Annotated in this window: 23 protein-coding genes; 7 read left to right on the top strand and 16 right to left on the bottom strand. The window is 41.6% G+C overall.

Going from position 1 to position 21,739, the window contains the following annotated elements:
* The first annotated feature begins 76 nt into the window (after positions 1-76).
* The 3 genes from FTU80_RS10545 to FTU80_RS10535 all read left to right on the top strand — a co-directional run bounded on the left by FTU80_RS10545 (position 77) and on the right by FTU80_RS10535 (position 2,550).
* Entirely contained in the window at positions 77-1,105 is a 1,029-nt protein-coding gene (locus FTU80_RS10545) for a methionine synthase (RefSeq protein ID WP_106984404.1), read from the top strand.
* A 104-nt stretch (positions 1,106-1,209) separates the two neighbouring features.
* The gene (locus FTU80_RS10540) at positions 1,210-1,704 is read left to right on the top strand and encodes a flavin reductase (protein ID WP_180023652.1); all 495 of its coding nucleotides are present in this window, start codon (positions 1,210-1,212) and stop codon (positions 1,702-1,704) included.
* Between the two features lie 45 nt (positions 1,705-1,749).
* Positions 1,750-2,550 (top strand): sulfite exporter TauE/SafE family protein, encoded by an 801-nt coding sequence (locus FTU80_RS10535; RefSeq protein ID WP_180085002.1) that lies wholly within the window; start codon positions 1,750-1,752, stop codon positions 2,548-2,550.
* Between the two features lie 140 nt (positions 2,551-2,690).
* On the opposite strand, the gene FTU80_RS10530 is transcribed toward FTU80_RS10535, so the two are convergent.
* The 7 genes from FTU80_RS10530 to FTU80_RS10500 all read right to left on the bottom strand — a co-directional run bounded on the left by FTU80_RS10530 (position 2,691) and on the right by FTU80_RS10500 (position 8,759).
* Entirely contained in the window at positions 2,691-3,020 is a 330-nt protein-coding gene (locus FTU80_RS10530) for a multidrug efflux SMR transporter (RefSeq protein WP_168377505.1), read from the bottom strand.
* 7 nt (positions 3,021-3,027) lie between these two features.
* Positions 3,028-3,909, bottom strand: coding sequence for a hypothetical protein (locus tag FTU80_RS10525; protein WP_180085001.1), 882 nt, complete (start codon positions 3,907-3,909; stop codon positions 3,028-3,030).
* On the bottom strand, positions 3,906-4,922 hold the full coding sequence (locus FTU80_RS10520; RefSeq protein WP_180085000.1) for an isopenicillin N synthase family oxygenase: 1,017 nt from the start codon (positions 4,920-4,922) through the stop codon (positions 3,906-3,908). The genes FTU80_RS10525 and FTU80_RS10520 overlap by 4 nt, the downstream gene beginning before the upstream one ends.
* Positions 4,923-5,003: 81 nt before the next feature.
* Entirely contained in the window at positions 5,004-5,885 is an 882-nt protein-coding gene (locus FTU80_RS10515) for an ABC transporter ATP-binding protein (RefSeq protein ID WP_180084999.1), read from the bottom strand.
* Complete coding sequence (locus FTU80_RS10510) at positions 5,885-6,829, bottom strand: ABC transporter permease (RefSeq protein WP_168377501.1); 945 nt, start codon at positions 6,827-6,829, stop codon at positions 5,885-5,887. Before FTU80_RS10510 ends, FTU80_RS10515 begins: the two co-directional genes overlap by 1 nt.
* Before the next feature lie 188 nt (positions 6,830-7,017).
* Entirely contained in the window at positions 7,018-7,719 is a 702-nt protein-coding gene (locus tag FTU80_RS10505) for an NAD-dependent deacylase (RefSeq protein WP_180084998.1), read from the bottom strand.
* A gap of 104 nt (positions 7,720-7,823) precedes the next feature.
* Positions 7,824-8,759 carry a LysR substrate-binding domain-containing protein gene (locus FTU80_RS10500; RefSeq protein WP_180064227.1) on the bottom strand — a complete coding sequence of 312 codons (936 nt, stop codon included), beginning with the start codon at positions 8,757-8,759 and terminating at the stop codon, positions 7,824-7,826.
* Positions 8,760-9,005: 246 nt separating this feature from the next.
* On the opposite strand from FTU80_RS10500, the gene FTU80_RS10495 reads away from it, so the two are divergent.
* From FTU80_RS10495 to FTU80_RS10485, 3 genes are all read left to right on the top strand, one after another.
* A complete protein-coding gene (locus tag FTU80_RS10495) occupies positions 9,006-10,226 on the top strand; it encodes an acyl-CoA dehydrogenase (RefSeq protein WP_180084997.1) in 1,221 nt (406 codons plus the stop codon).
* 209 nt (positions 10,227-10,435) lie between these two features.
* Positions 10,436-11,863 carry an MFS transporter gene (locus FTU80_RS10490; protein WP_180084996.1) on the top strand — a complete coding sequence of 476 codons (1,428 nt, stop codon included), beginning with the start codon at positions 10,436-10,438 and terminating at the stop codon, positions 11,861-11,863.
* Between the two features lie 51 nt (positions 11,864-11,914).
* Positions 11,915-13,153, top strand: coding sequence for a CaiB/BaiF CoA-transferase family protein (locus FTU80_RS10485; protein WP_180084995.1), 1,239 nt, complete (start codon positions 11,915-11,917; stop codon positions 13,151-13,153).
* Between the two features lie 125 nt (positions 13,154-13,278).
* Here FTU80_RS10485 and FTU80_RS10480 read toward each other — a convergent pair whose 3' ends face one another.
* The 7 genes from FTU80_RS10480 to FTU80_RS10450 form a co-directional block, all read right to left on the bottom strand.
* Positions 13,279-13,563: a hypothetical protein gene (locus FTU80_RS10480; protein WP_257221490.1), complete on the bottom strand. Its 285-nt coding sequence runs from the start codon at positions 13,561-13,563 to the stop codon at positions 13,279-13,281.
* 71 nt (positions 13,564-13,634) lie between these two features.
* Complete coding sequence (gene pcaD / locus FTU80_RS10475) at positions 13,635-14,414, bottom strand: 3-oxoadipate enol-lactonase (protein WP_180084994.1); 780 nt, start codon at positions 14,412-14,414, stop codon at positions 13,635-13,637.
* Positions 14,415-14,480: 66 nt separating this feature from the next.
* The gene (gene pcaF / locus FTU80_RS10470; RefSeq protein WP_180064067.1) at positions 14,481-15,686 is read right to left on the bottom strand and encodes a 3-oxoadipyl-CoA thiolase; all 1,206 of its coding nucleotides are present in this window, start codon (positions 15,684-15,686) and stop codon (positions 14,481-14,483) included.
* 125 nt (positions 15,687-15,811) lie between these two features.
* Positions 15,812-16,462, bottom strand: a complete 651-nt coding sequence (locus FTU80_RS10465) for a 3-oxoacid CoA-transferase subunit B (RefSeq protein ID WP_180084993.1) — start codon at positions 16,460-16,462, stop codon at positions 15,812-15,814.
* 19 nt (positions 16,463-16,481) lie between these two features.
* Positions 16,482-17,168, bottom strand: a complete 687-nt coding sequence (locus tag FTU80_RS10460; protein WP_180084992.1) for a 3-oxoacid CoA-transferase subunit A — start codon at positions 17,166-17,168, stop codon at positions 16,482-16,484.
* Between the two features lie 154 nt (positions 17,169-17,322).
* The gene (catC, locus tag FTU80_RS10455; protein ID WP_180084991.1) at positions 17,323-17,613 is read right to left on the bottom strand and encodes a muconolactone Delta-isomerase; all 291 of its coding nucleotides are present in this window, start codon (positions 17,611-17,613) and stop codon (positions 17,323-17,325) included.
* A 20-nt stretch (positions 17,614-17,633) separates the two neighbouring features.
* Positions 17,634-18,743 carry a muconate/chloromuconate family cycloisomerase gene (locus FTU80_RS10450; RefSeq protein ID WP_180084990.1) on the bottom strand — a complete coding sequence of 370 codons (1,110 nt, stop codon included), beginning with the start codon at positions 18,741-18,743 and terminating at the stop codon, positions 17,634-17,636.
* 103 nt (positions 18,744-18,846) lie between these two features.
* Here FTU80_RS10450 and catM point away from each other — a divergent pair, with 103 nt between their 5' ends.
* Positions 18,847-19,770, top strand: coding sequence for a cis,cis-muconate-binding transcription regulator CatM (catM, locus tag FTU80_RS10445; protein WP_078193763.1), 924 nt, complete (start codon positions 18,847-18,849; stop codon positions 19,768-19,770).
* 77 nt (positions 19,771-19,847) lie between these two features.
* Here the strand turns inward: catM and FTU80_RS10440 are convergent, their stop codons facing one another.
* Positions 19,848-20,843 (bottom strand): ABC transporter substrate-binding protein, encoded by a 996-nt coding sequence (locus FTU80_RS10440; protein WP_078193762.1) that lies wholly within the window; start codon positions 20,841-20,843, stop codon positions 19,848-19,850.
* 3 nt (positions 20,844-20,846) lie between these two features.
* Positions 20,847-21,434 (bottom strand): ANTAR domain-containing response regulator, encoded by a 588-nt coding sequence (locus tag FTU80_RS10435; protein WP_078193761.1) that lies wholly within the window; start codon positions 21,432-21,434, stop codon positions 20,847-20,849.
* Positions 21,435-21,739 lie beyond the last annotated feature (305 nt).

The raw sequence follows: 21,739 nt of genomic DNA, 5'->3' as shown, positions 1-21,739 counted from the left end.
TTAAATCACGCAAATAGATGAAACACGGGTGAGTTAAACCACCCGTTTTAAAGAAAATAGAGATAGAAGATCGAATATGGCCATTTTACTCCCAACTTCAACTGCTGGCAGCTTACCTAAACCGTCTTGGCTGGCTGAACCTGAAAAATTGTGGTCAGCATGGAAACTTGAAGGCGAAGAATTATTAGATGCAAAGCGTGATGCGTTGAAATTATCTTTGCATGAACAAATCCATGCAGGCATTGATATTGTCAGCGATGGCGAACAAACCCGTCAGCATTTTGTAACCACATTTATTGAACATCTTGAAGGTGTAGATTTCGAAAAGCGTGAAACGATGCGTATTCGTAATCGTTATGATGCAAGTGTACCGTCTGTGGTCGGTGAAGTATCTCGTAAGAAAGCAGTGTTTGTTGATGATGCAAAATTCTTACGCAGCCAAACCAATCAGCCGATCAAATGGGCTTTGCCAGGCCCGATGACGATGATTGATACTTTGTATGATGGTCATTACAAGAGCCGTGAAAAATTGGCTTGGGAATTTGCTAAAATCCTGAATCAAGAAGCGTTAGAGCTTGAAGCGGCAGGCGTGGATATTATTCAATTTGATGAGCCTGCGTTTAACGTATTTTTTGATGAAGTCAATGACTGGGGTATTGCGACCTTAGAGCGTGCGCTTGAAGGTTTGAAATGCGAAACAGCAGTTCACATTTGCTATGGTTACGGTATTAAAGCCAATACTGATTGGAAACAAACTTTAGGTAATGAATGGCGCCAATACGAAGAATCATTCCCGAAATTGCAGCAATCGAAGCTCGATATCATCTCGCTTGAATGCCAAAACTCTCGTGTACCGATGGATTTGATTGAACTCATCCGCGGTAAAAAAGTGATGGTTGGCGCCATTGATGTAGCAACCAATCAGGTTGAAACAGCAGAAGAAGTAGCAAATACATTACGCAAAGCGCTTCAGTTTGTAGATGCCGACAAGCTATATCCTTCAACAAACTGCGGTATGGCGCCTTTACCTCGCCACGTGGCGCAAGGCAAACTAAATGCGCTAAGCGCAGGCGCAGCTATTATTCGCCAAGAATTGACCGCATAAATTCGAGCTGACTCAATTTCATGTAAGGGCAATAAGGAAATTAAATTTGCTATTGCCCAAACCTGAGAAAGAGATAAGCCATATAGACCATTGAGATTGAAGAGATGATTGAAGCAACTGATTTTAGAAATGCAATGTCTTTATTGACGACTGCAGTCAACGTGATTACGACTGAGGGTGAAGCAGGCATGCATGGATTTACAGCATCAGCAGTATGCAGTGTGACAGATACACCGCCAACTTTGCTGGTTTGTATGAATCAATCATCTCGTTCTCATGCGCATTTTCTTGAAAATAAAGTTCTTTCTGTCAATGTTTTAGGCGCACAGCATGAGCAAATTTCCAATGCTTTTGCTTCAAGCAAATTCAATTCGGAAGAGCGTTTTAAATTGGGTTCTTGGACTGTATTAGAAACAGGTTCACCGATATTAAAAGATGCTTTGGTCAGTTTTGACTGTCAGATTGAACAGATTCAAGAAGTGGGTACGCACAGTGTGTTTATGTGCCGTGTGGTTGCAATCAAGCAAAGTCAGCAGGAGGAAAGCTTGGTATATTTCAACCGCGCTTATCATGCTGTGGGTCAAGTGGAGTTGGCTTAAACCAGTCAGACTTCTTCAATACATCACTTTAAAAGTATCTATTTCGTGGAACTCATTACTTTCTTAATTATTGGCGCATTTGCAGGTTTTGCTGCGGGGCTGTTTGGCGTTGGCGGCGGTACTATCATTGTGCCATTGCTCTATATTGTTTTTAGCCAAATGGGTTATAGTCCCGATGTGATTATGCATTTGGCGCTCGGCACATCTTTGGCTACGATTGTTGTGACGTCTATCAGTTCATTGATGGCGCATAATAAAAATGGCGCTGTGATTTGGCCTGTATTTAAAAATTTAGCTCCGCCTATGGCGATTGGTTGTTTTGCAGGCGCGGGTATTGCAGGCTGGCTGTCAGGCTTACATCTGCAAATGATTGTCGGTGTGTTTTTACTTTGGGTGGCTTATACCATGTTTATGGGTGCAAAAAAGCCAGTCCATCCCAACAAAACACTGCCATCTACAGCTAAACAAATTGCAGCAGGTTCGGGTATCGGCGTTGCATCGGCCATCTTCGGGATTGGCGGCGGTAGTATTACGGTACCGTATTTAACGGCAAATGGCGTGGTGATGCAAAAAGCGGTCGGGACGTCTGCGGCTTGCGGTTTACCCATTGCCATTGCTGGTGCATTAGGCTTTATGTTTTTTGGTATGAAACAGCAAGTTGAAATTCCAAATACCATTGGCTTTATTCATATCTATGCCTTTTTGGGCATTAGTGTGATGAGTTTCTTTACGGCTAAATATGGCGCGAAAACTGCGCATGCGCTTTCACCAGCAGTACTGAAAAAATGTTTTGCGGTGCTGTTATGTATTGTTGGATGCTTTTTTCTAGTGAAAGGCATTTTATAGAAGCCGACTGATCACAGTTAATTCATTCGAAGCGTATGCTCTAGTGTGCAACAGCAAGCTAGAGCATTTTTATTTAAAGCAATTTAAGTCTTTAAAATTTCAGAGATATTATTTAAAAAATTCATTTTAAAACTGACATTTCAAAGCTCTGTGCTTTTAGAAAAAACATTAATAATCACAATACCCAATAAAATAAAGGCCAAACCAATCATGGCAGGCAGGTCTAAATTTTGTTTAAACACAATCCAGCCCACACAAGAAATAAGTACAATGCCGGCAGCAGACCACATGGCGTAGGCCAATCCCATAGGAATTGATTTAAAGGTCAAACCTAAAAAGAAGAGTGCAATGGCATAGCCCAATACGGTAAAAATAATCGGTACTAGTTCAGTAAAGCCATTGCTGGCTTTTAAGGCGGACGTGGCAATCACTTCAGCAATGATTGCGATGAGCAAATATATAAACGACATTGATTTCCTATAGACATTCTACGGCATGGTACAAGAGGTGCTGTTTTTCATTTTGCAACCAATCTGTACTTTCTGTCGTGGTATCAGTGCGACGCTGAAATGCATAATGCGGAACATAAATATCCACCTCGAACATCAGCTGTATTGCTTGACCATTAATAATGACGTTTTGCATTAAATGTGTTTCATCAATAACTTTGAAATGATCAAAGTTAAGTGGTTGATCTTGCTGAGATGAAGTCGTTGTATAGTGCTTATGCAGACCATCTACAGCGATGGATACTTCAAAGCTTTCAATCACCGTTTCATACATAGTAGGTGCAGATGATATATCGATGCTGGCAACAGTTTGCTGATCTGTAGGTAAACGGCTCCGTGCAAAGGCCACATGCTTATCACAAATAATTAAACCGCCATCAATCTGCAATGGCTGATGGCTTTCTACATCTAAAGCTGACTTCAAGCGCAGGCCTAAAAATAACCCTTCATGCACTTGTTGACGCCAGTCTTCGACATACGCATTGCTTGGAGAGAATTCTAAAATACAGTTGCCAATCGCATGTAGTTTTGCAAGTTCTGGCCATTGCACATGATTTTGATAATTTGAGTGTGCTTTAACGTCCCAAGACAATAATTGCTGTTCAGCATCCCAAAGAGTGTTGCCAATCCAGCCTTGACGTTCATTCACTGGCGTATTTTCACGGCTTTTTAAACGTAGATCGATGGTGAAACTACGTGACTGAAACCAATACACAATGGTTTTTTCATCCATTAATCCATTCGAAAAACTAATGCTTTTACGGCGAAAAGCACCATATAAATAGTCTGGAATAGGACCTGAAACCTCTTGGCTGGCTGGAAGCTGTTTTAAAGCTTGAAATAGATTCATGCGCTTGCTCCTTGCACTTCTGTATTTTCATCCATACCAAATGATGACAACGGCACAGCATTTCTTAGACTCAGCTCTCCTGAAGCGATACGTTTTTTAAGATAATTAAAGGTTTGCGCGGTTTGATTAAATAAATGCTCACCGCCAATTAAGGGCTGATATTTGGGCGCGTCAGTAGAATGTACAGGCTCAATGATCGTGTCGTAATTACAGGTACAGAACAGAGGGAAAGAGTAGCGTTCTTCAGGGACTTTTTTAACACGGTGTTTGGTGGCCAAATATTTGCCATTCGACAAAATTTCCATCATGTCGCCAATATTCATCACCAAGGTATTTTCAATCAATGGAATATCCATCCATTCACCTTGTTTATTGAGTACCTGTAAACCCGGTGCCGTCGGCAAGAGCAGTGTAAAACATTCATAGTCTGTATGTGCGCCAATACCTTCGGCATCTTTAACTTCAGGGTTATAGGGATAATGGATTAGACGCAGTTGGCTGGTCGGATGGGTAATTTTGCAATCAAAAAAATGCTCATCTACATTCAATGCTAAAGCAAAGGCCTGAAAAATTTGTTCGCTGATACTACGTAAATGGTGGTAATAATCACTGACCGTACTTTTAAATGTGGCATCATCTGGCCATAACGTAGGGCTCAGCAAGGGAAATGCCGTCGTTTCGCCGTGGTAATCATAATTGATGTCATAGGCTTCTTTTAAGTCATAGCTGTTGCCTGCAAACTGTTCTTCACCAATTGGCACATAGCCACTGTGATTTTTCGACAGCCCAATATAGTGTTGCATTTTTCTGGCAGTTTCTTGTTGGAAATAGCGCTTTGCCACCTGAATCAGTGATGTCGCAAAATCAAAATTGAACTGATCACCTTTTAAATATAGAAAACCAACATCTTTACAGGCTTGATCCAACGCAGAGGCTACTTCTAAGCGTTCTGACAATTCAGTGCTTTGCATTTTCGATATATCAACAAGTGGCAAAACATAAGATTCATTCATCTTCAATTCCTATGATGTTGGCCGTCCAACGCTGTAGTACATCATTTAGGCCGTCCTAAAGATGAAGAGGGATTGATCCAGTTATTTTTGCGTACTGACTTGGGTCATACGCGGAATTTTTGGTAGGTTTTCCATCGCTGGGTCGAGCTCGTCTTCCTGCGCATGTACCAAGAAATCCACCCGTTCGCGCAGTTGTTTAAATTCAGGACTCAGCATGAGTTCAGGATTTCTTGGGCGTGGTAAGTTCACCTCAATAATTTCCTTAATTTCACCAGGATTGGCTTTGAGCGCCACAATACGATCCGCCAATAGAATCGCTTCATCCATATCGTGGGTCACAAAAATAATCGTGATATCAATGTTTTGCCAAAGATCCATTAAATGTTTTTGCATTTTTTGGCGGGTATGCGGGTCAAGCGCGCCAAACGGCTCATCCATCAATAATATTTTGGGTTCATTGACCAATGCGCGGGCAATGGCAACGCGCTGTTTCATCCCACCAGAAAGCTCATGCGGGTACTGATCTTGGTATTTTTCTAGACCAATAATATCAATCCATTCGCGGGCGCTGGATTCAGCCGAAGCATTGCTGGCACCTTTCATTAAAGGGCCGAACATCACATTTTCTTTGACTGTTTTCCATGGAAAAAGCGTGTAGCCTTGAAACACCATGCCACGCTCAGGGCTTGGGCCTTCAATCGCTTGGCCATCGACCAGCAATTCACCGCTACTGTAAGGATCAAGCCCAGCCACAATTCGGCTAAAAGTCGATTTACCGCAACCCGATGGGCCAATCACGCAGATAAATTCACGTTTATGAATCTTTAAATCCAACTGATTTAAAATAGTGCGCTCAGTCTTGCCGTGTTTAAAACTTTGTGTGAGTTTTTTTGCTTCCAAAATGACAGGGCGCGCATAAATTGCATCGAAATAAGTGGTGGCATTAAATTCTGTGCTGTTCATTATTTTGCTCCTGCTTTCCATTTAAATAGACGTTGTCCGAGTTTCATTAGCACCACATCGCACACTAAACCAATCACCCCAATGATGAGGATCGCGGCATAGACATTGTCAAAGTTTTGGTAACGCGCTTGTTGAGTAATAAACCACGTAATCCCAGAGGTTGTGCCGATTAGTTCAGATACGATCAGATAGGTCCAAGCCCAGCCCAGCAATACACGCAAGTCACGGTAAATGTCAGGAAGCGCCGCTGGAATCACCACATGAAATAAGCTTTTCAATTTATTGGTGCCTAGCGTAAAACCTGCTTCGATCAGGCCACGGTCTACCATCCGTGTGGTATTCGCAATAATTAGAATTTGCTGAAACAGCGTACCAATCACGATAATGGCGATTTTAGGTGCATCATTAATGCCTAAAATCGCAACGGCTAATGCACCAAAAGCAGGAGCGGGCAAGTAGCGGAAAAACTCAACAAAGGGTTCGGTCAGTTGTGATATTTTTTGAGAAAAACCGCAAAGAATACCTAGCGGAATACCGATGAGAGAGGCAATAAAAAAAGCGCTGAACACAATTTTAATACTGTGCCATAAGCTTTGATGAAACCATGGGGCATCAGGTTGGGCAGGTGGAGTTATAAAAGCCGTAACTAATGCTTTTGCTACTTCGTGCGGTGCAGGTAAATAGATTGGATTGACCAGTTTACCTTGAGGTGGTGCTAAACCTGCATTCACTGCAGATTGTGCTTCGGCATAAAACACCGCTTTGTCTACACGGCTATCGACCTGAAAATACGGCACACTGCCAGACTGCGTTATTTGCACCTGTGGATGCCATAAAAATGGCAAATAACTCACTGCACACCAAATGAGCACAGGAATTAAAAATGATCCTAAGCCAAGCAATAGCTTACTTTTTGGACTGAGCTCTCTTGCGACATAACCCATACTGACCAAGCCCCAATATTACTTTTTTAATAAAACGTAATACTATTAAGCAATTTGAATGCCAAACGCTTGTATGCCGTGTTTTATTGGCCTTATGCAAAGTTAGATAGGCTATAAACAGCAAAAAGCCTGCAAAAGAAGCAGGCAATATTAGTTTTTTTGATCGATACTGATGCCAAAATGTGCTTTTATGGCGCAACCAATTGCAAAAAAAGTTTTTTCATTCCTTCACTCGCGCCAGCTTTAATCAATTGATACTGCTCAGGTACACGCTGATAATCTGCTTTCGGGTCGATATAAAATGCACGGCAGTTGGCAGGGATTTCGTGAATCAATCCAGCCACAGGATAAACAGCCAGACTCGTGCCAATCACAATAAAAATATCTGCCGTTTGTACACTTAAACTGGCATCTTCATAGGCAGGAACTGCTTCGCCAAACCAGACTACATGTGGCCGTAAAGGATATCCTTCAGGGCATTTGTCGGTGTCTAAGTTTAAATCTGCACCTTCAATGGGAAACAATTCCTGCGTATATTGCGCCTGAGGGCCAGAGCTTTTTGCGTAACGAATATTGCCATGCAGATGCAGTACATTGTGACTGCCTGCACGTTCATGTAGATCATCAATATTTTGTGTGATGACTTGTACATCAAAAAAATCATCGAGTTCAGCAATCAATTTATGCGCTGCATTAGGATCTGCGGCTAAAATATGTTTACGGCGTTCATTATAAAAACGCTGTACTAAAGCTGGATCGCGTGCCCAAGCTTCAGGTGTGGCCACATCTTCAATGCGATGCTGCTCCCAAAGACCATCACTATCACGGAAGGTATTGATGCCGCTTTCTGCGCTCATGCCGGCACCTGAAAACACCACAATTTTTTGCATAGATATTTAGCCTTATATTTTAATTGATTAGTCCAATGCGTACGGTTGCATGTATTGAACGAATAATTCAGCGAATTTACTGTACTCAAAATATAGCGATTACTTCAACTTAGTTGATGCAATTCTTGTAGCACCCAATCGACAAATTTTTGTATTTGTGGTGAACTGTCTTGGCTCGAGTGGACTAAATAATATTTTCGGCTACCGTGCAATTTTTTATTTGATGCAATCACCAATTCTTTTTTTCTCAGTTCTGCTTCAATCAGCATTTGTGGAATCAGTGCCATTCCCATGCCATGACTGGCTGCCACAGAAAGCATAGAAAATAGTTCATGTCGCTGACCATCAAATGGTTTGGGATGCTGAAGCTGATGGGCTTGAAACCATTCTTGCCAAATACTTGGACGGGTGGTTTGCTGTAATAAAGGCAATTGAAGCAATTCATCATCGCTTAAATTAAAACTGTGATCATCTGTCATTTCCGCAAGTGGAAAGTTGTTTTCAATCAATTTGGGTGAACAAACGGGAACCACTTCTTCATCCATTAAATAATGCGCTTGAATGCCGGGCCAATGCTCAATTTGCTGTTGCGTTCCTGCAAAAATAGCCGCGTCAAAGACATTTTCATTAAATAAAAAAGGTTTGGTACTGGTTTCTAAATGCACGGTAATTTCAGGATGCTGTGCATTTAATTTATGTAATTTTGGCAACAGCCAACGTGTGGCAAAGGTTGGCACAACGCCCAGCTTTAAAGTACCGCCTAAGCCTTTGTGCGTCATGATATCTGAGGTGCTTTTTTCGATGCCTTGCAAAAAGGGTTTAATACTTTTTGCATATTGCTTGCCTGCTTCTGTGAGATCGACACCGTGACGTGTTCGGCTAAATAGCATGACACCTAAGTACTCTTCAAGCTGCTGAATTTGGCGTGACACGGCACTTTGCGTAATAAATAACTCTTGAGAAGCATGCGTATAACTTGCGTGTTTTGCAGCAGATTCAAAGCAAATTAAGCTTTGCAAAGACGGAATATTGCGCCGCATAGATAAAGTCCTTTTTATCGATAGGTATCACAAAATGGCATATAAGAATGATTTTCATATACCACTATAGTCTATAAATAAAGCAATCCGCAGTTCAAATCAGTGGCTAAAGTGCTTAACACGCCGTGAACAAAGCTCAGGTATGCGAAAGGCGCATATCTACATGCAAATTAATCGTTTGAATGAATCACTTTTCACACATAGCATCAAATAAAACAAAGAAAGCCCGAAAAAGCAGAGGATGCGATGAATCAAATGGTCAATGTAAAAAAACCAAAAGTACAATTTAACTGGCAAGATCCGTTTCTTTTGGAACAGCAATTAACTGAAGAAGAACGCATGATTCGCGATACTGCGCATGCATACTGTCAAGAGCGTTTACAGCCACGTGTACTCGAACAATTCCGCCATGAAAAAACCGATGCATCTATTTTCCGAGAAATGGGCGAACTTGGCTTACTTGGCCCAACGATTCCAGAGCAATACGGCGGCGCAGGTCTAAACTATGTTAGCTACGGTCTAGTTGCGCGTGAAATTGAATATGTGGATTCTGGCTACCGCTCAATGGCCAGCGTTCAAAGTTCTTTGGTGATGGTGCCAATTAATGAATTTGGCTCTGAAGAGCAAAAACAGAAATACCTACCAAAACTGGCAACAGGCGAATACATTGGCTGTTTTGGTTTAACTGAACCAGATCATGGCTCTGACCCAGGTAGCATGATTACTCGTGCAAAAAAAGTCGAAGGTGGCTATCGTCTCACGGGTGCAAAAATGTGGATTACCAACAGCCCAATTGCCGACGTGTTTGTTGTTTGGGCGAAAGAAGTATCGCCTGAAGGTAATGTTGGTGACATTCGTGGTTTTATTTTAGAAAAAGGCTGGGAAGGTCTATCTGCTCCTGCAATTCACGGTAAAGTTGGCTTACGTGCATCGATTACCGGTGAAATTGTGATGGACAATGTCTTTGTCCCTGAAGAGAATGCTTTTCCAGAAGTACGTGGTTTAAAAGGTCCATTTACCTGTCTAAATAGTGCTCGTTATGGTATCGCTTGGGGCGCAATGGGCGCCGCAGAATTCTGCTGGCATACAGCGCACCGATATACTATGGACCGTAAACAGTTTGGCCGACCTTTAGCTGCGAATCAGTTGATTCAAAAGAAATTGGCGGATATGCAAACTGAGATTGCCTTGGGTCTACAAGCTGCGCTTCGATTTGGACGTATGAAAGATGAAGGCATTGCTGCTGTAGAAGGCACATCACTCATTAAACGTAACAACTGTGGCAAGGCTTTAGATATTGCCCGTGTTGCGCGTGACATGATGGGAGGTAACGGCATTTCTGATGAGTTTGGTGTTGCCCGCCATCTGGTCAATCTCGAAGTCGTCAACACGTATGAAGGAACACATGATGTACATGCACTGATCTTAGGTCGTGCGCAAACAGGCATCGCGGCTTTTAGTAACTAATTGAATTCAATATCAATAGGGCGCTCTGCATAGAGTGCCTTAGAGACTTTTTATGCAAAAATAAACTTAATCAATAAAGGATTCATCGTGAAACACTCTTGTAACTCTGTGCAATAGCCTGAGCAGTGATGAAATAAAAAGAATAAAAAAGGCAAATGTGCAGACATAGGAATGTCGATGACTCATTTGGGAAAATGAGGAACAAGGAAATGAATAACGAAATGCAAAACGGAGCAGGAACGCTCAAATTGCCTTCTAACGTGGGCACGATGCATCGGATTACCAGCAACACTTGGAAAATGGCTTTTATTTTTGCCTTTATTTCCTTGGTGATTGATGGTGTAGACATCATGTTGCTGTCATTCAGTCTCACCAGTTTAAAGGCTGAATTTGGTTTAAGTACATTTCAAGCCGGAATGCTTGGTAGTTCTTCTTTAGCAGGGATGGCGCTGGGTGGTATTTCGGGTGGATGGGCGTGCGATAAATTCGGCCGTGTGAAAACCATTGCTTGGTCGGTCGTATTTTTCTCGATCATGACCTGTATCTTAGGCTTTACCCAAAGCTATGAACAATTTTTAATTTTACGTTTTATTGGCGCTTTTGGACTGGGTTCTCTTTACATGGCGTGTAATACGCTCATGGCAGAATATGTGCCAACCAAATATCGAACAACGGTACTTGGGACTTTGCAAACCGGTCAAACCGTGGGGTATATCGTTGCAACACTGATGGCGGGTGCCATTATTCCAGACCACGGCTGGCGGATGCTATTTTATGTCACAATTATTCCTGCTGCTTTTGCCCTGATCTTTATGCGTTTTGTTCCTGAACCAAAATCTTGGCAGGAAGCAAAAATTGAGCAGCTAAAACGCCGTGAATTAAAACTTGAGCCTGTACAGCAACATGCTGCAGCCAATCAAAATGCGCCTTCTGAAAGTATTTATAAACGTATTTTTGGACATACCAATCATCGCAAAATGTTCTTCTTTTGGATGTCGACCGCTGCATTTCTACAATTCGGTTATTACGGTGTCAACAACTGGATGCCAACGTATTTAGAAACTGAACTCAGCATGAACTTTAAAGCCATGACTGGCTATATGGTAGGTGCATATACCGCCATGATTCTGGGTAAAATTTTAGCAGGCTATGCCGCTGACAAATTTGGACGTCGTATTACCTTTGTGTTTGGTACGGTAGCTACGGCAGCATTCTTACCGATCATCATTTTCTATAACACACCAACCAACATCGCCTATTTACTCGTAACTTTCGGTTTCTTATACGGTATTCCATACGGTGTAAATGCAACGTATATGGCAGAAAGTTTCTCTACGGATGTACGCGGAACGGCTATTGGCGGTGCTTACAATATGGGACGTTTAGGCGCAGCCATAGCACCAGCAACCATTGGTATGATTGCTGCTGGCGGATCGTTCACTATGGCCTTTATTGTGATGGGTGCTGCTTACTTTATTGCAGGTGTTATTCCGGGCTTGTTCATCCGTGAACGCCAATATGACCCACAGCAAGCATCACTTTCTTCAGATGCGGAAAAAGAAAAACTGGCAAGTTTAGATACACATGTTGCTGATGCAGAGCAAAAAGCGTCTGCAAAAACTGCAACAGTAAAATAACTAAAAATATCTGTGCCATAGCTCAATACTATGGCACATCTGGAGTGAACTATGGGTGCATTAAAAGGAATTCGCGTATTGGACTTAAGCCGTGTTTTGGCAGGTCCTTGGTGCGGTCAAATATTGGCTGATTTAGGTGCAGAGGTAATCAAAATTGAGCGTCCTAAAGTCGGGGATGATACCCGTATGTGGGGACCACCTTGGATGCCAAATCAGCAAGGTCAAGCGACGAAAGAATCAGGCTATTACCAATGTGCGAACCGTAACAAATATTCTGTAGCCATTGATATTGCCAGTGAAGAAGGGCAAGCCCTAGTCCGTGAAATTGCCCAAACTGCAGATGTCGTGATTGAAAACTACAAAGCAGGTTCACTTGCAAAATATGGTTTGGATTATGCATCGCTCAGTGCACTAAATCCCAATATCGTATATTGCTCAATTACAGGTTTTGGTCAGGATGGTCCACGTGCGGAAGAACCAGGCTATGACTTTATTATTCAAGGCATGTCAGGTCTGATGAGTATTACTGGTGAATCTGATGATGTAATCGGTGGTGGCGCACAAAAGGTGGGAGTCGCTGTGGTCGATATTCAGACCGGACTGTACTCAACGATTGCCATTCAGGCGGCATTGTTGGCGCGGCAGCATACAGGACGCGGTCAATATATCGATATGTCATTACTCGATGTACAGGTGGCGGCGCTAGCCAATCAAGGTATGAACTATTTGACCTCGGGTAAAGCACCTAAACGTATGGGAAATAATCACCCGAATATCGTACCGTATCAAACCTTTAAAGCTAAAGATAAAGAATTTATTATTGCCTGTGGTAATGACAAACAATTTAAAGATTTGTGTATTGCGATTGGCTATAAAGAACTGCTAGATCAGCCGAACTATTTACGTAATCAAGATCGAGTGAAGAACCGTGAAGAATTAATTCCATTATTGAGTGCTTATTTTCTAACTCAAGATGCTCAAGTTTGGGTTGATGCGATTCATGCGGTAAAAGTGCCAGTGGGTGTAATCAACTCTGTAGAAGACGCATTAAATGAAACGCAAATTCAACATCGTCAAATGGTTGTGAATATTCCACATGCTTTAAATCATGATTTTAAAGTGATTGGATCACCGATGAAATTATCTGATACGCCTGTAGAATACCGTCATGCACCGCCGCAGTTAGGGCAGCACACAATCGAAATTTTGTCCCAATTTAAAACTGAAGCTGAATTAAATGAATTGGCTGCACAAGGCATCATTGATCAACTCAATCATCCTGCAGCTTAAAATTCCCAGAGATTATTCTTCAAACTATTCTTCAATATCTGGTCTTAAACACCTATGAGGAATAAGTGAAGTTAAAATTTTAGACCGAAGGACTCCAATACTTCGGTCTTTTTCAATATCAATATTCATTTACGGAGTGCTTTTAATGTTAATTTTCTAGATAAAGTATAATTATTCATCAAAGCTTGGGCCTGCAATACGGTCTTTATTTTTTTGTATGAAAGAGATGTCCATACTTTTGCGCCTTGATATTTTTTCTTAAAGCTATAACATTCAAATTCTGGATTATACACAAACCAATTTCCGCAATGCTGCACGCAATAAGCATTTATATGCCTATTTTTCAAGTCTACTAATTGCACAGCAAGATCATCGATACCACCTCCATTGATGAGAGTATAAGCCTTCAAACGAAATAAAGCCCTGCACAATGGCAAGGCTCTATTTTAATAACATTACATTGAATTTGTTCAGCTGCTTATTATTGCTGTATAAAATTCTGCAAAGCCTGATTAAATGCATCTGGCTGTTCGATGTTTGAAATATGCGATGCATTAATTTCAAATAATTGGCTATTTGCTATGCGTTCTTGCATGAATTGACCATCTGCAACTGTGGTTACGGGGTCTTGTTGACCTGCAATAATCAATACCGGGATGTGAATAGACGAGATTTCATTGCGTAAATCCGCTTTAGCCAAAGCTTCACAACAACTTGCATAACCTTCTGGGCTGCCAGCTCCGAGGTCGTTACTCAAAGATTGTACAGTTGCCGTGTTACCTTGGATAAAGGGTTCTGTAAACCATCGTGATGCTGCCGTTTCTGCAATTGGTTTCAGACCTTGTTGACGGACTAACTGTGCACGTTCATTCCAAGCTGATTCTTGCCCAATTTTTGCAGCGGTATTGCATATAATGACATGGTTAAAGCGTTTAGGATGATGTATTGCAAGCCATTGGCCTGTTAAACCACCCATCGATATTCCACAAAATGTGGCTTGTTGAATATTTAAATGATCCAATATGTGGATGACATCTGTACCTAATTGATCAAGGCTATATGGCCCTTGAGGGGCAGAAGATGCACCATGACCACGTGTATCATAACAAATGACAAAATAATCCTGCTGCAGCGCCTCTATCTGAGGCTGCCACATGTTGAACTTTGTGCCTAAAGAGTTAGAAAAGACAATCGCAGGTTGTGTGTGGTCACCAAAAGTTGCGTAATTAATCGTTGCATCATTGGATATAAATGTAGGCATGTTTTGAATCCTTAATTTTATAAATCCCCTAAATCCCCCTATGAGAAGGAGGACTTTTATTGAGGATTAAACACGTTCAATAATCAAAGCGATGCCTTGACCGACACCAATGCACATCGAACAGAGGGCATATTGACCTGAAATTGCCTCAAGTTGATTTAACGCAGTCGTCACTAAACGAGCTCCAGATGCACCTAAAGGATGCCCCAAAGCAATAGCGCCACCGTTTGGATTGACATGTTTAGCGCCATCTTCCAAACCTAGTTCACGGGTAACCGCTAAAGCTTGAGCCGCAAAAGCTTCATTCAGCTCGATCACATCCATTTGTTCAAGGCTTAGACCTGTTTGAGCTAACAGCTTTTTGATGGCAGGCGCAGGACCAAAACCCATGATTTTGGGTTCAACACCCACCACCGTTGCTGCAATAATTTTGGCTCGTGGCTTTAACTTAAATCTGTTAACAGCATCATCTGAAGCAATCAGTAGTGCAGCCGCACCATCATTGATTCCTGAAGCATTGCCCGCAGTTACCGTACCATCTGCTTTCACCACAGGTTTGAGTTTTGCCAAACCTTCTGCTGTCGTCGATCCGCGTGGATGCTCATCTGTATCGACTATCAGTGGGTCGCCTTTACGCTGTGGAATGACGACAGGGATGATTTCTTTCTCAAAAAAACCATTGGCTTGTGCAGCAGCTGTACGGCGCTGACTTTCTAAGGCAAAAGCATCTTGATCTGCACGGTTAATATTGAATTGTTCTGCCACATTTTCAGCGGTTTGAGGCATGGTTTCCACGCCATACATTTGCTTAAGGATTGGATTGATAAAACGCCAACCCATGGTGGTGTCTTCTATCTTTTGGCTGCGTCCATAAGCACTTTCCGATTTACCCATAACAAAGGGTGCACGGGACATACTCTCAACACCGCCGGCAATAATTAAGTCTGCTTCATTTGCCTTAATTGCACGGGCTGCCATCGCAATTGCATCAAGTGATGAACCACAAAGTCGGTTTACAGTTGTAGCAGGAACTTGGAAAGGGACACCTGCAAGTAGCGACGACATTCGTGCAACATTACGGTTATCTTCACCGGCTTGGTTCGCACAGCCGTAAATCACGTCATCAACAGACTCCCAAGCAATACTTGGATTTCGCTGCATCAGTGCCTTAATAGGTAAGGCACCTAGGTCGTCGGTACGTACTGCTGCTAAACCGCCCGCATAGCGACCGAAAGGTGTACGGATTGCATCAATAATATAGGCATTTTTCATTTTATAAATCCTAAAAACTCAGCTCCTCCCTTTTAACGGGAGGTTGGGAGGGATTTACAGGAAGTTAATTTTTGAATATTAATCCTCCCTAAATCCCCCCTTTAATCAAGGAGGGACTTTTTGCTTTATGCTGTCGTATCTATCAGCTTTGCACCGGTCATTGACTGTAATTCGTCAAAGCTCAGACCCTCAACTTTTTCAATCACTTTCATGCCTTCAACTGTTACATCAATGACGCACAAATCTGTGTAAATACGATCGACACATTGCAGGCCTGTCGCAGGGTATGACAATTCGGCGACAATTTTCGGTTCACCTTTTTTGGTCACATGGTCTGTAGTAATAAAGACTTTTTTCGCCCCAACAGCCAAATCCATTGCACCACCTACAGCAGGAATTGCATCTGGCGCACCAGTATGCCAATTTGCTAAGTCACCATTTTGGGCAACCTGAAAAGCGCCTAATACTGCAATATCTAAATGACCGCCACGCATCATGGCAAAAGAGTCACCATGGTGAAAAAAGCAGCCGCCCGTTTGCATAGTGACAAACTCTTTTCCTGCATTAATTAACTCAGGGTCTTCTTCGCCTTTAGCTGGAGGAGGACCAAAAGCCAAAAGTCCATTTTCTGAATGTAGAAACACATCTTTGTCTGTTGGTAAATAATTTGAAATTTTAGTGGGTAAGCCAATGCCTAAATTGACATAAGCACCATCTGGAATATCATGTGCAACACGTTCTGCAATTTGATCACGGGTTAATTTGGTATAGCTCATGGTTCTTTCCTCACGTGATTTATGCAGATTGCTCAAGCTGTGCAGGTTGAACAGCAACAACATGTTGTACAAAAATACCAGGGGTAATAATGTGCTCTGGATCCAATGCACCAAGTTCAACAACTTCAGAAACTTGAGCAATTGTCACATCTGCTGCCATAGCCATAATGGGGCCAAAGTTACGCGCTGATTTGTTGTAAACCAAGTTGCCCCAGCGGTCGCCCTGATGTGCTTTGATTAAAGCAAAATCAGCTTTAATTGGATTTTCGAGGACAAAATCTTTGCCTTCATAATTGAGTGTAGGCTTGCCTTCTGCCAACAACGTACCAAAACCTGTTGGTGTATAAATTGGACCCAAACCCATGCCTGCCGCCTGAATACGGCAAGCCAAATTACCTTGTGGTACAAGCTCAAGTTCTATTTTTCCTGCACGGTATAGCTCATCGAACACCCAAGAGTCGGATTGGCGAGGGAAAGAACAAATCATCTTACGGACAGCACCAGCTTTGAGTAATTTAGCCAGTCCATAGTCACCATTACCTGCATTGTTGTTGACGATGATGAGATCTTTGATGCCAAGTTCTATCAATCCATCAATCAGTTCAGCAGGCTGACCAGCCGTACCGAAACCGCCAACCATAATGGTTGATCCATCCTTAATTTGAGAAAGTGCTTCTGTTAAGGAAGCGGTACTTTTATCAATCATGCTACGATCCTTCATCAAGAACGATAAAACTATTTACCTGACTAACCACTTCAGTCATGCAAGGCAGATAATCTTTTATTTCAAATATTTACAAATTTAAAAATGCAGATCAATGGATTCCAATCATTTGCTACACAATTGGAATCCAATCGCATCAGCTGTCATCACTACGAACAGAAGAGGGATGACGATTTAAAGCCATGACTTCAATATTCATATACGGGTAAAGGGGAAGCCCTTGTAAAATATTGTGTAACTCTTCATTGCTTTCAACATCAAAAATACTGATATTTGAATATTGACCGGTAATCCGCCAGATATGACGCCATTTGCCTTTACGTTGTAGATCTTGTGAATATGCCTTTTCTACAGCTTTAATTTCATTGGCTTTTTCGACTGGCATATCTAATGGAATATTGACATCCATGCGTACTTGGAAAAGCATTTCTCACTCCTAGCTAAATGTTATTTGCGACGTAAGTCATCAATTTTGTTTTCATCAATTTCAATCCCTAAACCCGCTGTGGTCGGAATCTTGAGTTCGAAATCTTGATATTGAAGTGGGGTTTTTAAAATTTCTTCAGTTAGCAGCAATGGACCAAAAAGCTCTGTGCCATAAGCTAAATTGTCAAATGTAGAAAATGCATGTGCCGATGCAATAGTGCCCACAGGGCCTTCAAGCATGGTTCCACCATATAAATCGATACCCGCAAGTTTGGCGATTTTAGAAACCTCACAGCCTTCGATTAAACCGCCAGACTGTGCAACTTTGACTGCAAAAACAGAGGCAGAATTGTGCCGCGCAAGTTGATATGCCGTTTGCGGACCCATCAATGATTCATCTGCCATAATGGCAATATCAAAACGACGAGTTAAACGGCGCATCGCGTCAATGTTATCGATCGCGCAAGGCTGCTCAATCAGATCAACACCACCATCTTGTAACAATTGAATGCCTTTAATGGCATCTAGTTCAGACCATGCACGGTTGACATCTACACGTATAGAAATGTCCGAACCTAACGCTTTTTTTATGGCTAATACATGCTCAACATCAGCTTCAACGGGGCGTGAACCGATTTTAAGTTTGAAAATATTATGTCGTTTTGCCGCAATCATTTTTTGTGCTTCGGCAATGTCTTTTTCTGTATTGCCAGACGCAAGTACCCAAAGAACAGGTAAGCTGTCACGTAAGCGCCCGCCCAATACTTCGCTTAAAGGCAAATTTAAACGCTGCGCCAAAATATCGAGTAGCGCCGTTTGAATGGCACATTTAGCAAAGCGATTGCCGTTAATATTACGTTTAATGGCTTGCATGGTTTGAGCAACATTCAAACCAGTGAGGGTTTTCAGTAAAGGATTAAAATAAGTTTCAATATTGGTACGAATGCTTTCAGGGCTTTCTTCACCATAGCCTAGACCGCCAATCGTCGTCGCTTCACCCCAACCGATATAACCATCTTCGGTGGTGATTTTAATCAAAACAAGGGTTTGCGTTTGCATGGTTGCAACAGCCATCTTGTGCGGACGGATTGTTGGGATTTCCACGAGCAGGGTTTCAATCGACTTATACATCTTGCGTATTTCTTATCTATCCAACTATTTATATACCCTAATTTAATGTAATATCTTTAACTAGAGCGATTTTGGTATTTTTAGATACTTAAAAGGTATATAAATGGAATTAAGGCACTTACGTTACTTTGTCACCGTGGTTGAAGAGCAAAGTATTACCAAGGCAGCAGAAAAATTATGTATTGCTCAGCCACCTTTGAGCCGCCAAATTCAAAAACTTGAAGAAGAGCTGGGGATTACCTTGTTTGAGCGTGGTTCTAGACCCGTGAAAACCACAGAAGCAGGTATGTTCTTTTATGAGCATGCTGTGCAGATATTGACGCATACCGCCCAGGCCACAACCATGGCACAGCGGATTAATGCCGTCGATAAAACTGTCCGCATTGGTTATGTCAGTTCGCTTTTATACGCATTATTGCCACAAATTATTTATTTATTTCGACAACGCAACCCAGATATTCATGTTGAACTCATAGAATGTGGTACACGCGATCAGATTGAAGCCTTAAAAACCGGTCGAATCGATATTGGTTTTGGACGACTGCGATTAACAGATCCGTCTATTAAACGTATTTTATTAAGAAAAGAAGCGCTACGTTTAGCTATACATAAAAATCATCATTTGGCTGAATTTAAAGACAAAGGCATTTATCTTTCTCAAATTTTAGATGAACCAATTTTTGCCTACCCTACGACACCTAAACCGAATTTTTCCACCCTCATCCAATCCATTTTTACCGAATTAGGACTTGTACCTAAACATTTAACCGAAGTGCGTGAAATTCATATGGCTTTGGGCTTGGTGGCGTCGGGAGAGGGCATTTCTCTGATCCCTGAAAGTGCCAGTGATATTGGAATGAAAAATTTGATGTACATCCCAATCTTAGATTTGGAAGCCTATAGTCCAATTTCTTTGTCAGTGCGCAATATGGATCATAGTAATTACATTCCAAAGATATTGGATTGCATTCGTGAAGTCTTTGTTGAAGAAAATATCGATCTGCGCGCCATCGATGCAGATGCATAACTAAGTCAAGGTTTCATGGTCGATGTAACACAAGATCCACTATTCAGTTGATAGGGTCTTATGGAATATCAATTACCTCAGCCCAAAGCATCCTGATAAATACAAGATTGTGCTATTTCAAAAACCTTTTCATCTTCAATATTCAATTGATCATATTGCTGCATTTTTTGAATCATCCATTCAAAGTCTGACGTTTGTGGTGCTTGGGTCTTGCCAAAATTCTGAATAATGCTTTTGATCCGATGAAAAGCCTCGACGTGAATCTGCTCAGAACAATCAAAACGGATGATGTGATATTGCTTTAACAAAGAAAATATTTCTGAGAAATACGTTTGTTGAAGCAGATCGTTTTGCGCTTTTTGGATGGCAAGATTGATTGCGTTTAAGGTATTAGGATGTTTTTCTGCCCAATCATGGGTAAAAGCCAAAACTTTATCTGGAATATGATCAATAATATCTTGGCTATTGACGATAATACGACTATAGCCTTGTATTTCAGCTTGCGTGTTCCACGGCTCTCCGACACAAAATCCATTAATTCGTTGCGTTGATATTGCTTCGACCATATAAGGCGGTGGTAAAGTTGAAAACGTTTGCGTTTGAGCAATTTCTGTGTCTGCAAGTGCCAGCCATTCTCTTAGAATATAATGATGAATCGAATGCTGAAAAACATGCGCCAACTGAATCGTTTGATTCTGTTTTACCGCAGATACGATTTTCTCTGCTGAATTTTTTGGTAGATCCAAAGCATGGATATTTAATTCATAGCACAGCTTTTGACTCAAACTAATATAAGCACAATTAGTACTGAGTGTAAGAGAGGTTTGTAAGGGAATGCCGAGATGGTCTTTGCCCGTCACAGACGCAGGCAGCATGGCCGATAAGCAATGGGCAGCATCTAAAAAACCAAAAGCTAGACGGTCGCGTAAACTTGCCCAAGATGGTTCTTGAGTCAGTGTGACATTTAACCCTTGTTCAGCAAAATATCCTTGATGTTCTGCCCAGAGCAAAGCAACACAGTCGAGTAAAGGAATATACCCCAATTGAATATCTGTTTTTTCAAGCTTTTGCATGGTTTATTCCTTAAATTGAGACTGTAACAGTGCTTGCGCATCAAGCAGTCGGCGCGCCATTTCACCCATTGTCATACGGTGACTCATGGCATTTTTTCTCAGCAAATTGAATGCTTGATCTTCGGTTAATCCATGCATTTGTATTAAAAGCACTTTGGCTTTTTCAATATCTTTTCGATCGGCCAATTTGCACTTGGTTTCAGCCAAATCATTCAGCAGTTTTTTATGCTTTTTATATTGTTCAATTGAAATTTCTAAAATGCTATTCAAACGTGCAGGGTCAATGCCATCGACAATATAAGCCGTGACACCTGCATCAATCGCGCTTCGGATAATTTCTCGACTCGAATTTTTAGTGAACAGAACAGTCGGTAAGTCAAATTGACTGACACAGCTTTCAATGACATCGCGATGCGGGTGATCCATATCTAATAAAATCACATCTGCCTGAATATTTTGCAGATATGACATATTTAAATGATCAATTATAAAACTGGCGACCACATCAAAGTCATGCTGAATTAATGAGGCTTGAATAAATTCAGCGCGTTCTTGATCATCATCAATCAGGGCTATTTTTAGTTTTGGCATGCAAACACTCAGACAGAGCCAAACAGATACGTATTGAGTTTGCTAAGCAAATTAAATGCCAAATCTAAAGGCAATACAAAATATAAATCTGCTTCTAAATTTTAGCTTGGTTATATGCACATTTTAAAATTGAACCATTTCCGTGCACTGATCTTGTGCAGGGCTGAACCACGTTTGAACATTCAGCCGCATCTCTATAGGCATATTGACTATCTATTTACCTTAATTCGCTTATTTTCGGATAGATCGGCGCTCAATGCTTAAATATAGAGATGAAATTTACGATTGAAATAAAAACTTGGCAC

Source organism: Acinetobacter sp. YH12145 (assembly GCF_013418335.1).
GTDB lineage: Bacteria > Pseudomonadota > Gammaproteobacteria > Pseudomonadales > Moraxellaceae > Acinetobacter > Acinetobacter amyesii.
This window is presented reverse-complemented; position numbering and strand designations above follow the sequence as displayed.

What these genes read in the sequence shown, in the direction of transcription:
- FTU80_RS10450 (WP_180084990.1), bottom strand. Translation starts at nt 18,743, where the DNA reads ATGTATAAGTCGATTGAAACCCTGCTCGTGGAAATCCCAACAATCCGT.
- FTU80_RS10435 (WP_078193761.1), bottom strand. Translation starts at nt 21,434, where the DNA reads ATGCCAAAACTAAAAATAGCCCTGATTGATGATGATCAAGAACGCGCT.
- FTU80_RS10505 (WP_180084998.1), bottom strand. Translation starts at nt 7,719, where the DNA reads ATGCAAAAAATTGTGGTGTTTTCAGGTGCCGGCATGAGCGCAGAAAGC.
- FTU80_RS10440 (WP_078193762.1), bottom strand. Translation starts at nt 20,843, where the DNA reads ATGCAAAAGCTTGAAAAAACAGATATTCAATTGGGGTATATTCCTTTA.
- FTU80_RS10540 (WP_180023652.1), top strand. Translation starts at nt 1,210, where the DNA reads ATGATTGAAGCAACTGATTTTAGAAATGCAATGTCTTTATTGACGACT.
- FTU80_RS10525 (WP_180085001.1), bottom strand. Translation starts at nt 3,909, where the DNA reads ATGAATCTATTTCAAGCTTTAAAACAGCTTCCAGCCAGCCAAGAGGTT.
- pcaD (WP_180084994.1), bottom strand. Translation starts at nt 14,414, where the DNA reads ATGCCTACATTTATATCCAATGATGCAACGATTAATTACGCAACTTTT.
- catM (WP_078193763.1), top strand. Translation starts at nt 18,847, where the DNA reads ATGGAATTAAGGCACTTACGTTACTTTGTCACCGTGGTTGAAGAGCAA.
- FTU80_RS10510 (WP_168377501.1), bottom strand. Translation starts at nt 6,829, where the DNA reads ATGGGTTATGTCGCAAGAGAGCTCAGTCCAAAAAGTAAGCTATTGCTT.
- FTU80_RS10465 (WP_180084993.1), bottom strand. Translation starts at nt 16,462, where the DNA reads ATGAGCTATACCAAATTAACCCGTGATCAAATTGCAGAACGTGTTGCA.
- catC (WP_180084991.1), bottom strand. Translation starts at nt 17,613, where the DNA reads ATGCTTTTCCAAGTACGCATGGATGTCAATATTCCATTAGATATGCCA.
- FTU80_RS10460 (WP_180084992.1), bottom strand. Translation starts at nt 17,168, where the DNA reads ATGATTGATAAAAGTACCGCTTCCTTAACAGAAGCACTTTCTCAAATT.
- FTU80_RS10490 (WP_180084996.1), top strand. Translation starts at nt 10,436, where the DNA reads ATGAATAACGAAATGCAAAACGGAGCAGGAACGCTCAAATTGCCTTCT.
- FTU80_RS10485 (WP_180084995.1), top strand. Translation starts at nt 11,915, where the DNA reads ATGGGTGCATTAAAAGGAATTCGCGTATTGGACTTAAGCCGTGTTTTG.
- pcaF (WP_180064067.1), bottom strand. Translation starts at nt 15,686, where the DNA reads ATGAAAAATGCCTATATTATTGATGCAATCCGTACACCTTTCGGTCGC.
- FTU80_RS10495 (WP_180084997.1), top strand. Translation starts at nt 9,006, where the DNA reads ATGAATCAAATGGTCAATGTAAAAAAACCAAAAGTACAATTTAACTGG.
- FTU80_RS10530 (WP_168377505.1), bottom strand. Translation starts at nt 3,020, where the DNA reads ATGTCGTTTATATATTTGCTCATCGCAATCATTGCTGAAGTGATTGCC.
- FTU80_RS10500 (WP_180064227.1), bottom strand. Translation starts at nt 8,759, where the DNA reads ATGCGGCGCAATATTCCGTCTTTGCAAAGCTTAATTTGCTTTGAATCT.
- FTU80_RS10515 (WP_180084999.1), bottom strand. Translation starts at nt 5,885, where the DNA reads ATGAACAGCACAGAATTTAATGCCACCACTTATTTCGATGCAATTTAT.
- FTU80_RS10520 (WP_180085000.1), bottom strand. Translation starts at nt 4,922, where the DNA reads ATGAATGAATCTTATGTTTTGCCACTTGTTGATATATCGAAAATGCAA.
- FTU80_RS10545 (WP_106984404.1), top strand. Translation starts at nt 77, where the DNA reads ATGGCCATTTTACTCCCAACTTCAACTGCTGGCAGCTTACCTAAACCG.